This is a genomic window from Geobacter sp. 60473, assembly GCF_036323535.1.
GTDB classification, from domain to species: Bacteria; Desulfobacterota; Desulfuromonadia; order Geobacterales; family Geobacteraceae; genus Geobacter; species Geobacter sulfurreducens.
On sequence record NZ_AP028967.1, the window covers coordinates 2,081,947 to 2,095,747 of the forward strand.

General features: G+C 61.7%; 7 protein-coding genes. 1 reads left to right on the top strand and 6 read right to left on the bottom strand.

Features of this window, described 5'->3' with window-relative positions; all coding sequences use genetic code 11:
- Positions 1–28: 28 nt before the first annotated feature.
- The 3 genes from AABA48_RS09430 to AABA48_RS09440 form a co-directional block, all read right to left on the bottom strand.
- A complete protein-coding gene (locus AABA48_RS09430) occupies positions 29–1,717 on the bottom strand; it encodes a sigma-54 dependent transcriptional regulator (RefSeq protein ID WP_286350238.1) in 1,689 nt (562 codons plus the stop codon).
- Positions 1,714–3,225, bottom strand: a complete 1,512-nt coding sequence (locus AABA48_RS09435) for an ATP-binding response regulator (protein WP_286350239.1) — start codon at positions 3,223–3,225, stop codon at positions 1,714–1,716. Before AABA48_RS09435 ends, AABA48_RS09430 begins: the two co-directional genes overlap by 4 nt.
- Positions 3,226–3,432: 207 nt before the next feature.
- Positions 3,433–5,793 (bottom strand): putative bifunctional diguanylate cyclase/phosphodiesterase, encoded by a 2,361-nt coding sequence (locus AABA48_RS09440; RefSeq protein WP_338270055.1) that lies wholly within the window; start codon positions 5,791–5,793, stop codon positions 3,433–3,435.
- A 460-nt stretch (positions 5,794–6,253) separates the two neighbouring features.
- Between AABA48_RS09440 and AABA48_RS09445 the strand changes: the two genes are divergently transcribed.
- Entirely contained in the window at positions 6,254–7,987 is a 1,734-nt protein-coding gene (locus AABA48_RS09445) for an ATP-binding protein (RefSeq protein WP_286350241.1), read from the top strand.
- 103 nt (positions 7,988–8,090) lie between these two features.
- Here AABA48_RS09445 and AABA48_RS09450 read toward each other — a convergent pair whose 3' ends face one another.
- From AABA48_RS09450 to AABA48_RS09460, 3 genes are all read right to left on the bottom strand, one after another.
- Positions 8,091–9,692, bottom strand: a complete 1,602-nt coding sequence (locus AABA48_RS09450) for a methyl-accepting chemotaxis protein (RefSeq protein WP_286350242.1) — start codon at positions 9,690–9,692, stop codon at positions 8,091–8,093.
- Between the two features lie 220 nt (positions 9,693–9,912).
- Positions 9,913–11,850 (bottom strand): methyl-accepting chemotaxis protein, encoded by a 1,938-nt coding sequence (locus AABA48_RS09455; RefSeq protein WP_416373134.1) that lies wholly within the window; start codon positions 11,848–11,850, stop codon positions 9,913–9,915.
- Positions 11,851–12,106: 256 nt separating this feature from the next.
- Positions 12,107–13,756 (bottom strand): methyl-accepting chemotaxis protein, encoded by a 1,650-nt coding sequence (locus tag AABA48_RS09460; RefSeq protein WP_286350244.1) that lies wholly within the window; start codon positions 13,754–13,756, stop codon positions 12,107–12,109.
- Positions 13,757–13,801 lie beyond the last annotated feature (45 nt).

A 13,801-nucleotide genomic window follows, 5' to 3' on the forward strand; every position in this document is an offset into this window, starting at 1 on the left:
GGAGGCGACGGCGATCCGGCTTATCAGCTCATTCTATGCCGTGTTCATCAAGCTTGCGATAAATGGTCCGGCGGCTCATGCCGAGCAGCTTTGCCGCCTTGGTCTTGTTGCCGCCGGCCCGGACGAGGGCGTCGCGGATCAGGGCTGCTTCATCCGTTACCCTGACCGTCCGCGGCGTCGCGGAAGCCGGCACGGCAGGAGCAAGGTCGGCTGGCAGGTGATCGGACAGAATGACGTGCCCCCGGCAGATGACCGCCGCATGTTCGAGAACGTGTTCAAGTTCGCGCACGTTGCCGGGCCAGGGGTGGGACATCAGCGTATCCAGCGCCTCCTGGGAGATGGTGAGCGGGTTTCTCTCGAAACGGGTGGTCAGGCGCCCGAGAAAGTGCTCCACCAGCAAAGGGATATCCTCTTTGCGCTCCCGGAGCGGCGGAAGTTCCAGGTGCACGACTTTGAGACGGTAATAGAGATCTTCCCGGAACCGCCCTTCGCGTACCAGTTGCGCCAGGTCGCGGTTGGTGGCCGCCACGATCCGCACGTCGACCCGGATGGGCGTCGCATCGCCGACCCGCTCGAACACTTTCTCCTGAAGCACCCGCAGCAGTCTCAGCTGCATGGCCGGGGATATGTCCCCGATCTCGTCCAGGAAAATCGTTCCACCATCAGCCTTCTGGAAGCGCCCCTCCTTGTCCCTGAGCGCGCCGGTGAACGCCCCTTTCACATGGCCGAAAAGCTCGCTCTCCAAAAGAGTTTCGGGAAGGGCGGCACAGTTGACCGCCACAAAGGGCTTGCCCGCACGGCGTCCACCCCGGTGGAGGGCATCCGCGGCCAGCTCCTTGCCGGTTCCGCTCTCGCCGGTGATGAGGACGGTGGTATCTACGTCCGACAGCGCCTCCAGCAGCGAATAGAGCCGCTGCATCGCCGCGCTGCCGCCAACCAGCGAAAGATGGGAACGGCGACCCGAGGCCCGGCGCTCCAGATGGTCGAGACGGGTTTCGTCCCGGGCCACGAGGACGGCTCCGTCGAAACCTTCCAGTTGATCCAGCAGGGGCGAGGTTGCGGCGGCGATTACGCGATCGGGCTGTCCCTGCCTGCGGCAAACGAATCGTTGCCCTTCGATGGGCTGGCGTTTGACGAGGGTCTCTTCCAGAAGCTTCAGGCACTGGTGCTGGCAATCTTCGGGGCAGAAGAGCTCCTGAGCCTCGACCTTGTCCTTCGTGATGCCGCAAAGCGTGGTGGCGGCAGTGTTGCAGGCGATAAGCCGCATCCCCCGGTCGACAGTGACGATGGCATCCTTGACGCTGCGGAAGATCGCCTCCAGGTTGGAGCGGTACTGGTCTTTTTCCTTGGAAACCAGGTGGTGGCGGATCGCCATGCGTGCAACCCGGACAATGGTCTCCTGCTTCACCGGCTTGGGAATGTAGTCGTAAGCGCCGAGCCTGAGCGCTTCAGAGGCGGTATCGATGTGGGGGTAGCCGGTCACCATGACGAAGGGAACGTCGAAACCGCGCAAGCGCGCCTCGCGCAGCAGATCGACGCCGGTCCAGCCGCCGAGGACGATATCGGCAAAAACGAGATCGAACCCGGCGGGCAGAGCCGCCAGGGCCTCTTCGTAGCTCGACGCAATCGCCACCTCGTAGCCCTGATGCTCCAGGAAGCAGCGGAAGGTGTAGCGAAGGCTCTCCTCGTCGTCTACCACGAGAATGCTGTATGTCATGGCGTCTCCTCGGTGGGAAGGTCGATGCTCACCAGGGTGAATTCCCCCTCGCGGCTCTCGATGGAGAGGTTGCCGTCATGGTCGCGGATGATGTTCTGGCTGATGCTGAGCCCCAGGCCGGTCCCCTTGCAGGTGGGCTTGGTCGAAAAAAACGGCGTCATCACCTTGTCCTTGATGGCTTCCGGGATACCGGTACCGGTATCGTTGAAGCCGATCCGGATGTACGGCCGGCCATTGATGAGCACGCGCTCGCCCCGGATCTCCAGGATCTTGGCGGAATGGAAACCGCGGAACTTCTCGTTGAGTGCATAGCGGGCGTTGCTGATAATGTTGAGGAAGACCTGCTGGAGCTGCTGGTGGCTGGCTCTCACTCGGCCCAGGTCCGTCGGCACCCCGACCTTGAGGGTAATGCCGTCCTTGCGGATCTGGGCTTCGGTGAGGGTGAGCGTGTCGGTCAGGACATCGGCGACATTGCAGGGCAGGCGCGCCCCCATGCCCTCCCGGGCAAAGAAGAGAAGCCCCCGGACGATTCCCGCCACCCGATCTCCTTCCCGGATGATCCGTTCGGCGATGTCGCGCTCCTTGCAGGCGGACGGCAGCCAGTTCACCAGCAGTTGCGCATAGTTGATGATGCCGTTGATGGGATTGTTGATCTCGTGGGCCACGCCGGCCGCCAGTTCGCCCAGAGCAGCCAGTTGTCCCGACCGGAGAGCCTCCGCCTGGAGGGAAACCATCTCCGTCATGTCAGAGGCGAGCTCAATGATGCCGCGCACGGTGCCGTCTTCCCCGCGCACGGGGAAATACTTCATGTCCCAGATCCTGCCGTCGGCGGCTGATACACGCTCGTAGCAGGGCTCGCCCGAGCCGAGCGACGCGCGTACGGTAAAGACATCGGACGGGATACCCCGCCCCCCCTTGAGGGAAATAAACTCCTGGCCCACGAGCTGCTCGACGTAATCGCCGTAGAGGTGCTCGGCGCTCCGGTTGGCCCAGAGCAGTTTCAGATCGGTGGAGAAGAGGACAAGGCTGTCGTTGATGGAGTTCAGGAGCGCCATCAGCTCGCCCGAAAGCAGACGGCTGGTGGCCTCGCTGCGCTGGAGGGAGACAAAGGCGTCCCGCGCCCGCAACAGATAGGGAAGGCGGTGGTTGAGAAGCATCCAGTTCACGGGCTTCTCGATGAAATCGGTGGCACCGGCGTCAAAGGCGCGGCCGATTGAGTTAACATCGTCCAGGGCAGTCATGATGATGATCGGGACATGCTCGCCGCCCGGCAGGCCGCGAATCGCCTCACAGGCACCATACCCGTCCATGACCGGCATCATGATATCGAGAAGGACCAGATCCGGTGAAAGTTCGCCAAACATCTCAACCGCCCTGGCGCCGTCTTCCGCGTCGGCCACGCGGTATCCCGAAAGAGTGAAGAGGTTGCGCAGCATCTTGCGGGTCACCGCATCATCGTCCACCAGGAGGATCAGAGGAGGTGCATTTTCCAGAGCACATTCATCCATAACATGTTTCATCCGCACGTGAGTGATCATACTTTACCGTATCGGTCATAAGTATCGATGAATTTAGATTTTTTTCAACCTCTCAACGACTCGGAATCATTTTTTTGTCAAATCGGGAGGTTCGACGCAAAAAAGGGGCTGCGTCTTCCGCAGCCCCATCACTCCCCTCCCCTTCATAATGTTCGGCAGTTCAGCCGGTGCGCCCTCTTACCTTCCCCGCGCCACGGCACGAGCGGGCGCGCCGCACCATCTCCCGGCCCGGAGCATCAGGCTCGCCTCATCGGGGTGCACCGGCTTGCCGAAGAGGAACCCCTGAGCCTCGTTACAGCCATGGGCAAGGAGGAATTCAGTCTGACGATGGCTTTCGACCCCTTCGGCCACCACCTGGAGATTCAGGTTGCGCGCGACGGCAATGATGGCCTTGATGATCGCCGCATCCTCGTGGGGCGAATCGATTTCCCGCACGAACGAACGGTCGATCTTGACCGTGTTCACGGGGAAGCGCTTGAGATACCCCAGCGACGAGTAGCCGGTGCCGAAATCGTCGATGGATATCCTGACTCCCATGCCCCGCAGCTCGGAAAGAGTCCGCATGGTCTTCTCGGTCCGCTCCATGAGGATTCCCTCGGTGATTTCGAACTCAAGACAGGAGGGAGGCAGTTCCGTCTCGTCAAGCACCTCTTTCACCATAGAGGTGAGGTTGCCGCTGGTGAACTGGTGGCTCGACAGGTTGATGGCCATGCACAAATCGGAGAAGCCTTCGTCGATCCATGTCCTGGCCTGGGCACAGGCGGTTCTCAGCACCCACTCGCCGATCCGGACGATCAGGCCGTTCTTTTCCGCCAGGGGAATGAACGTATCGGGGGGGATCAGTCCGAGCTCCGGATGGTGCCAGCGGGCGAGGGCCTCAAAACCGGTTATCTCCCCGCAGGACAGGTCTACTTTCGGCTGATAGTGGATGAAGATCTCTCCCCGTTCCAACGCTTTGCGCAGGCTGAGTTCTATGGAGAGACGCTGCTGGGCGGCTTCGTTCATGCCCCGGGTAAAGAAGCGGAATGACGGCCCTCCCTCCTCCTTTGCGGCGAACATGGCCATGTCGGCGTTTCTGACCAGGGAACCGGTATCTTCGGCGTCGTCGGGATACATGGAGATGCCGATGCTCACCGATACGAAGATCTCATGACCATCAATCCGGAACTCCCGGGAAAACTCGTTGATAATCCGCTGCGTCACCGCCACCACATCGTCAACTGAGTCCAGGTTTCCCAATGAAAGGATGAACTCGTCGCCGCCGAAGCGGGCAATAGTGCCGCACAGGCCGCTCTCCGCCCCGCTGGCGACGTAGTCGCTGCTCCGGACGCATCCTTTGAGGCGCTGGGCAGCTTCCCGCAGCAGGTGGTCACCGGCGGCGTGGCCGAGGGTGTCGTTGATAAGCTTGAAGTCGTCCAGGTCAACAAAGAGAATGGCAACCTGCTTGCCGTCGCGCCGGGCGCGGGAAAGAACGGGTTCCAGCATTTCGCCGAAGAATATCCGGTTGGGGAGACCCGTGAGGCTGTCATGATGCGCCAGGTAGCGGATCATCTCTTCCGACTGCCGCCGCTCCGTCACGTCGCGTACGATGGCAAGCACCGTGCCGGTACCGTTGGCAACGATCCTGGCCTCGTGGGTGTTGAGACCGCCGGGGCCCTCCAGCTCATACTCACAGACCATCATGGTTCCCGTGGCAAGGGCGTGTCCGACCTGAGCCATGAACTGGGCCGCCGCACCGCAGGGAAGAAGGTCGGCAATGGTCCTGCCGCGGAGATTTCCCCCGAACGCCGCATAGGCACAACCGTTGCCGGCGCGGAAATCGAGAATGGTTCCCTCGCGGCAGATATGGAGCATCATGTCCGGAATGGCGTTCAGCAATGCCCGGTTTTGCGTTTCGCTTTCATGGAGTTCCTGGAGGACACGGCTTGATCTGACAAGGTAGGTGAGGTGTTCGGGGAGGGTCGATAGGTTGATCGGTTTCGGGACGAAAAAGGTGGCTCCCGCGTCGAACGCCTCCCGAACCGCATCCGAATCGCCCAGAGCCGTCATCATTACGACAGGGACCCGCTCGCCGCCGGGCATCTCCCGCAGGACCCTGCACACGGTCATGCCGTTCATGTAGGGAAGGATCACGTCGAGCAGCACCACGTCGGGCCGTACCCGACCGAACTTGACCACGCCTTCCCGGCCGTCACATGCCTCTTCCACCACAAACCCTGCTTCCTCAAGCACATCCCTGGCAAGGAGGCGAACCTGCCGGTCATCCTCGATGATCAGAACTACCGTCGGCCGTTCCGGCACTTCGCTCTTCATGCCGCACAGGGCGTCAAGACCCGAAAAACAGCAGTGCTGTCCCCTGGGAGTGGGAAACCGCTGCTCCTTTTTCTCGCGTATGTATTGGCGAACGGTCCATTCGGACGGAGAATCTGTCGCCGGCCGGGAGTCGCCGGCCGAGGTGGCAGGCACCGGGCGGGCGTCATGGTCAAACGAAGAGAACGAAGCATTGGGATCCAAGCCCGGCTGGCTGACCAACCGCATTATCTTCCTCTGTCGTGTACCTCTGCCCTCCCTGCCCATTGGACACCCTCCCCGATATCATGACATCATGCAGTGCGAGTTCCTGCCAATCAGATTACAAGTGTCGTGCCGTCGGGAAAGTAATTACCGTATCGAAATATAAAGCTGGCGCCCCCCAAAAAATATCAATGATTCACAATTGATACATATTCGTAATATGGTTGACAGACAGCCGGCAACGTCATGCCCTGCCGTGGCCGAGCGCCGTAAAGTGTGCCGTGGCACGATAGTGTGACATACAGGTATGTACCACGACACACTCCTGAGATAGTCCATCGAAGGATCTGTCCGGCGAACAGAACTCGGCGTCGAATAAAGTTATTTTTTAGGCTATAATCAATGAGTGCTGTCTTACTTGTGGTTACGAGGTCACAGACGGGATTCATTTCAGTACAAACCGGACGGAAGCGATGGGTCTTACATGAGTCAGGATGATCACATCAAAGACGGCACGACGCATGCAAGGCAGGTAAACGTGCTTGTACGGGCCATTGTGGTGGGGGTGCTGGTCTTTGGCGTAAGTGCAACGATCGTCACCCTGATGGAGCAGCGCTATCGCCAGGAACAGCGGCACATCGTCGCCGAAGTGGCCGCCGGGACCGCCCATTCCCTGGACCGGCAACTCTCACGCTCCCTTTCTCCCACCCACGTCCTGGCCTCCATTCTCCGGGCCTACGGCTCCATCAAGAATTTCGAACGCCTTGCTGCCGACATGATGGAGCAGTATGGCGGAATCAGCGCGCTGGACCTTGCCCCCCAGGGTGTTGTCTCGGCCGTCTATCCTCTGGCCGGCAATGAGAAGGCCATCGGGTTCAACCTGCTGAACGACCCGGCCCAGCGGACTGAAGCCCTGCACGCCATCGAAAGCCGCTCACTCACCCTGGCCGGCCCCCTGGAGCTCAGACAAGGGGGAATGGCCCTGGTGGGCCGGCTGCCGGTCTTCCTGGAAGAAGAAGGGGGACCGGAACGCTTCTGGGGGTTCACCGTTGCGGTCCTGCGGCTCGAAGACTTTCTGCCGGCAACCAACCTGAGAAGCCTGCCCCAAAGCGGTTACGATTATGAAATCTTCCGTACCCACCCCGAAACGGGAACGCGCCAGATCATTGCCCGCTCCACAACCACCCCTCTCCCCAAACCCGTCACCCATGCGATAGAGGTGCCCAACGGCCAATGGATCCTGGCGGTGGCGCCCCAAGGTGGCTGGCCGTGCTCTCCTCTCTATTTTCCCGGCTACGGGCTGGCTGTAACGGTCTCGCTGCTGGTGGGGGTCCTCTTCTTTTCCACCCAGCGTCAACCGGCGCTGCTGCGTCGCCTGGTGGCGGAAAGGACGATGGAACTGGAACGCACCAACCGGGAACTCACCATGAAGGTTACCGAACTGGAGCAGGCACGCACGGAAATCCGCATCCTGAACGACCAGTTGGAATTACGGGTCGCCGAGCGGACCGCCCAACTGGAGAACGCCAACCGGGAGCTGAGCTCGTTCAGCTACTCGGTCTCCCACGACCTGCGGGCTCCTCTCCGTCACATCGCCTCCTATGCCCAGATCCTGCTCGATGAACAGGGTGACAAGCTCGATGAGGAAGGAGTGGGAATCCTGGGTCGAATCCATGCGGCGGGAGCCCGGATGGGGGAATTGATCGACGCGCTGCTTAACCTCTCCCAAATGTCCCGGGATGCCCTGCGCTGCAGACCGGTCGATCTGGCGGCACTGGCCGAAGAGATTCTCAAAGAACTGAAAAACGCTGAGCCGGAGCGCCGCGTGTCGGTCGCCCTCCCCGGCCGGTTGGAGTGCTGCGCCGACCCGGACCTCATCAGGTCGGCGCTCCGGAACCTGCTGGAAAATGCCTGGAAGTACACGGCCAGGAATCCGGATGCCGCCATCGAGCTCGGCGTGATTCATGATGGGGATACCCCGGTCTATTACGTGAAGGATAACGGGACGGGCTTCGACATGAGATACGCGGGCAAGCTGTTCGAGCCCTTCCAGCGGCTCCACAGCGAGGGGGAGTTCGGCGGCACCGGCGTCGGCCTTGCCACGGTGGACAGGATCATCCGCCGTCACGGTGGCAGAATCTGGGCCGAAGCGGAACAGGAAAAGGGCGCCACCTTCTACTTCACGCTGGGTGGGGAGGAGGACAAGCCCCACGGGTGACACATGACAACGCCGGGGAAGCCCGGCGTTGTAGATAAACTTTGTTTCATCAGAGCCCGCGACAGGCGCGGGCTCTGACGAAAACCGGAATCGGCAGTGTCATCTACAGCCGGAACTGCCCCACCATGCGCTGGAGCTCTTCCGCCAGCCGATTCAGTCCACCGGCCGCGCAGGCCGACTCGTCCGCGCCCCGGGCGGTTCCCTCCACAACCTCGGTGATCTGCTGGATGTTGCCGCTGATCTCGCGGGTGGTCGATGTCTGCTGCTCGGCGGCCACGGCGATCTGGTTCACCTGCATCGACACCGCCGTGATCTGGTCGAGGATCTCCCGCAGGGCCTCCCCCGATCGGGCTGCTTCGGCGGTGCCGGTCTCCACGTCCCTGACCCCTTCGTCCATGGAAGAAACCGCCTCCAGGGTTTCCGCCTGGATTGCCCTGATCATGCCCGAAATTTCACGGGTCGCGCGGGTGGTCCGCTCGGCAAGAGCCCGCACTTCGTCGGCCACCACGGCGAAGCCGCGCCCCGCTTCCCCGGCCCGGGCCGCCTCGATGGCGGCGTTAAGCGCCAGCAGATTGGTCTGGTCGGCAATATCCTCGATCGTGCCGACGATTTCTCCGATCTGATCGCTGCGCTCTCCCAGCCGCTCCACCGTGCGGGCGGAGTTCTTAACTTTTTCGGCGATCCGGTCCATCACCGTTACCGTGTTTCCAACCACCTCAGCCCCGACAGTGGCCGTGTTGCTGGCCCGACGCGCCCCTTCGGCGGCCATGGCGCAGTTCTGGGCGATCTCGGTGGACGTGGCGGCCATCTCCTCGCCGGCCGTGGCCACCGTCCCCGCCTGGGAGGCCACCTCTCCGGCACCGGCGGCCATCTGCTCGGCAGAACCGTGCACCTGGGACGCGGACGAGGCGAGTTGCTCCACGGTCCGGGCAACATGGGTGATGATACCGTGGAGCTTGTCCATGAACGAATTGAACGACCGGCTCATGTCGCCGACCTCGTCCTGTGCGAGGTAATCGAGCCGCTGGGTCAGGTCACCCTCACCCTGGGCCACGTCCCGCAGCACGTCGTGCATGCGGTTGAGGGGGTTGAAGAGCCGGTGGATGATTACCTTGCTGGCAACAGCGGCCAGCAGCACGATGACCAGCACGATTCCGACCACCGTCAGCTTGAGACTCTCGTAGGACGCATAGAAATCGCTTTTCTTGATCCCCACGTAGAGCACACCGATCACTTCGCCCCGGGAATCGCGGATCGGGTCGTAGGCGGTGAAATAGGGAACGCCGAGGATATCCGCCTCCCCCCGGTAGGGTTTGCCTTCCTTTATTACGGCGTCGTAGGCGGCGCCCTGCAGCTTGGTTCCGACGGCGCGGTTTCCGTCCGGCTTGAGCACGTTGGTGGAAACCCGCGTATCCCCCATGAAAATGGTGGCGGTCCCCCCGGTCAGCTCCTTCAGCTTGTCGGGAAGCTCATAATTATCGTTGATGACATAGCTGCCAGCCATCAGTTTACCATCGGTAACGGTGAAGCCGTCCCCCTTCTGGCGTAACAGCTCCCAGAAGGTCTTGAGTCTGATCTCCTGGGAGGTCACGGCCTGGCGGCGCAACTCGCGGTTGAACTCCACGAGGCAGGCGGCCGCCACGGCGGCAAGGGCGCAGCAGACGATCAACAGATTGACGACTACGAATTTGGTCCTGATTTTCATGGAAGCATCTCCAGAGGCACGTAGAGTAGGCCGGTGCGGTGGCACACCCTGCCATCCCGCGAATAGCACGCGGGATCAGCAGTATAGCACCACGACCGCCATCGTCTGCGAACGTATACGCGCCGCGCGAGCCGGGCGGCGTATACGTTCACCCCGAGAGAAAAAAGAAAGGGCCGGTCAAAACCGGCCCCTGATGTGGAGATTAGTGAGGGTTCAGTACTCACGCCGCCGCGTGTTGGGCTTCAAACTCGCGGCGGATATCGTCGAGGCGGGTAATGATCTCCCGGGAAAGCTCTTTCAACTCGGGGAAGAGTCGGGCTGCCCGGTCCCGGTCCCCACCGTTCACCGCGGCAACCACGTCACGGGCCAGGGAGTGGATCCGCTCGTGAGGCGCGTAGATAGCCTTGTAGCTGGCCAGGTGACCGCACAGCTGCCTGCCGTCACCCTCATACCATTTGCCGAAGCGGCAGGTATGGTGGGTGGAGAGCTCGCCCGCCTCCATACGGCGGCGCCCGTCGAGGACCGCCTCCACCGTGGCGACGAAACCGCTATGGTCCTTTTTGGCCAGTTCCAGGATAAAAAGCTCGCTTCCGGACGTCTTGAACGTCCTTACTTCAGTCTGCAGTCCATCGGCCAGCGTTGCCAGCCCGGTGGCGGCATCGGCGCTCTCGCCCGCTTCGCGGGCCGTATGGCCCACCACCTCGGTGATCTGCTGGATGTTCATGGTGATCTCGCTGGTGGTGGCGGTCTGCTGCTCCGCTGCCGTGGCTATCTGGGCGACTTGGCCCGTCACCTGCTCGATCTGGTCGAGAATTTCCCGCAATGCGTCTCCGGAGCGGGCCGCATCGGCACTCCCCTGCGTCACTTCAACGACTCCCTCCTCCATGGACGCAACGGCTCCCCGAGTTTCCTGCTGAATGGACTTGATCATCTCGGCAATCTCGCGAGTTGCCCGGGTGGTCCGCTCGGCCAGGGCGCGCACCTCATCGGCCACCACGGCAAAACCGCGCCCCTGCTCACCGGCCCGTGCCGCTTCAATGGCGGCGTTCAGCGCCAGCAGGTTGGTCTGGTCGGCAATATCCTGGATAGTGCCGACAATCTCGCCGATCTGGTCGCTGCGCGCGCCAAGGGCCTCGACCGTTCGGGCGGTATCCCGCACCCGCTCGGTTATCCGCTCCATGGCGCCGATGGTCTGCTGCACCACAGCCGCGCCGGACCGGGCACTGGCACTCGCATGCCGGGCCACGTCCGCTGCGGTCGAACAGTTCTGGGCGATCTCCATGGATGTTGCCGCCATTTCCTCGCTGGCAGTGGCAACGGTCCCGGTCTGGGAAGCCATTTCCTCGGCGCCGGTGGCGATCTGTTCCGACGTGACGCTCAGGGTGCGGGCGGACTCGGAAAGATTGAGCACCGCATCCTGGATCGACTTGAGCATACGCTCGAAATTCTCCACCATCCTGTTGAAGGTACGCCCCATGTCGCCCAGTTCGTCATCGGCCCTGATAACTACGCGGGTGGTCAGGTCACTGTCGGCCACCCGGGCAATCATCTCGGAAAACTTGCCGAGCCGGAAAACGAATCGGCGGGCCGTATTGAATCCGAAGCCGGCGGCCAGCAAGGCCACGATAACCGAAAAGGCCGCTTGGCCCACGAGCAGACGCTTGGACGAAGCGGCCAGGGCAGCACGGCTGTCATCAAAGCTCTGCCGGGCCGCCTTTTCCATCGCCTTAACCGCTGCCTCGAGAGGGCGGTCGATCCCCCTGGCAAGATTGCGGTCGATGGCGGCCACGTCGTCACTGGCACCGCGAGCCGTCACCAGTTCATCGATGCATCCCCGGTACTTGCCCAGCTCTTCCTTTGCCTTGCCGACAGCCGCCTTTTCCCCATCGGTGTTGGCCAGTTTCTCGAAGTCAGAGATGTTTTTCTCCAGAACCCCGACGCTTTCGCGGAAGCCGGTCACGTGTTTGTCGTCCTTACGCACCAGGTAGTTCTTGTAGGCCCGGACAGCCTCCGCCAGGCTCACCTGCGACTTCATGGCCACATCCACCTGGGCCGCGTCCACCTGGACGATGGTCTCGGTCTCTGCAACCTGGCGGTTGACCCCGTAGAGGGAGAGCGCCGTCACCGCCACCAGCCCCAGCACCGTAAGCCCTGCCATTCCGTACAACTTTGTACCAATGGAAATCCGCATTAGACCTCTCCTTCCTCTTCCATCACAACTTCGCGATGACCCGCTCAAACCGTATCCACTGCCGTACCACGGGACGTTTGAAAGACACGTCCGCAAAAACCGTATTCAATAGTAATTTCGGCACAATTCCGAAAAGCTTTAATCGGCAGTTCACGATGGCACAAAAATAAACCCGGCCTGAACCGGGTTTATCAATGGAGGATTCTATGGAGCCACTTACTCTTCAGGAGAGGCGGAATTGTCCCACCAGGCGCTGAAGTTCTTCGGCCAGACGCGCCAGGTCACTGGTGGCGGAGGCTGAGTCCTGGGCGCCGCGGGTTGTCTGGGTAATAACTTCGGTGATCTCATGAATGTTGCTGCTGATCTCGCTGGTGGTAGCTGTCTGCTGCTCGGCGGCGGTGGCGATCTGATTAACCTGGTTGGTCACCTCGCCGATCTGGTGCAGGATTTCCTCCAGGGCCTCTCCCGATTTAGCGGCCTCTGACGTTCCCTTCTCCACTTCCTTGACCCCTTCCTCCATGGAAGAGACCGCCAGCTTTGTCTCCTGCTGGATCGACCGGATCATCTGGGCGATCTCCTTGGTGGCCGTGGTGGTCCGCTCCGCCAGCGCCCGCACCTCATCGGCAACCACGGCGAAGCCCCGGCCCTGCTCGCCGGCCCGGGCAGCCTCGATGGCGGCGTTGAGCGCCAGCAGGTTGGTCTGATCCGCAATGTCCTGGATAGTGCCGACGATCTCTCCGATCTGATCGCTGCGCGACCCGAGGGACTCGACCGTATGGGCGGATTCCTTCACCCGGTCGGCGATGCGGGTCATGACTGTCAGGGTCTCCTTTACCACGTGGGAGCCCTTGAGTGCGGTATCATTTGCCTGGCGCGAGTTCTCGGCGGCAACCATGCAGTTGCGGGCGATCTCGGACGAAGTGCTGGCCATTTCTTCGCCGGCCGTGGCCACGGTGCCTGCCTGGGCGGCAACCTCCTCGGCGCCTGTTGCGGTCTGCTCGGAGGTACTGTGAATCTGGGCCGCAGCCGACGCCACCTGCATGCTGTTCTGGACAACCTGAGAAATAATGTTGTGCAACTTCTCGATGAACTGGTTGAAGGCGCGCCCCAGGTCGCCCACCTCGTCCCGGGTCACCACGTCGATCCGCCGGGTCAGGTCCCCCTCGCCCTGGGCGATATCCTCAAGGCTCGACACGACGACCTTGAGCGGGCGGGTAATCCTGACCCCGGCGAAGAGAACCAGCAGGCAGGCAACCGAGCCGGACACAACAATGGCGCCGATGATCTTCCAGCGAAGCATGGTGATATCCCGCTTCACGTCGTCCACGTAGATGCCGGTACCGATCACCCAGTCCCATGGCTTGTGGTACTTCACAAAGGAAACCTTCGGCAGGGGCGTCTTCTCGTTGGGCTTGATCTGGCGGTAGTCCACGAACAACTCGCCGTTTTCAGCGCTGGCCGCCTTGGCGAACTCGCGGTAAATCAGCTTGCCGTCGGCATCCTTGAAGTCCCCCATGTCCTTTCCTTCATTTTCCGGTCTGAGGGGATGGGCCACGAGCCGTGCGCTGGAGTCGTTGATCCAGAAATACTCCTTTTTGGCGTAGCGCAGTTTTTTGATATCAGCAGCGGCCCGCGCCTTGGCTTCGTCAACGGTCAGCTCTCCCGCCGCGACCCGCGCCTCATAGGCCCCCACGATGCCGAAGGCCAGCTCCACCGATTGCCTGATGGCACGCTTACGGCTTTCCATCTCCTGCTTCTCGACCAGGGGCAGGAAGTAGAAGAGCACCACTGCCGCCAGGAGCACCACTCCGAGGAGCGCCGCGCCGATGATCTTCGGCAGGATTCTCCAATCTTTGAAACTCTTTATTGCCATTGCATCCTCCGCTCTCAGGGACCGGCAGGCCCCGTATACTCACAT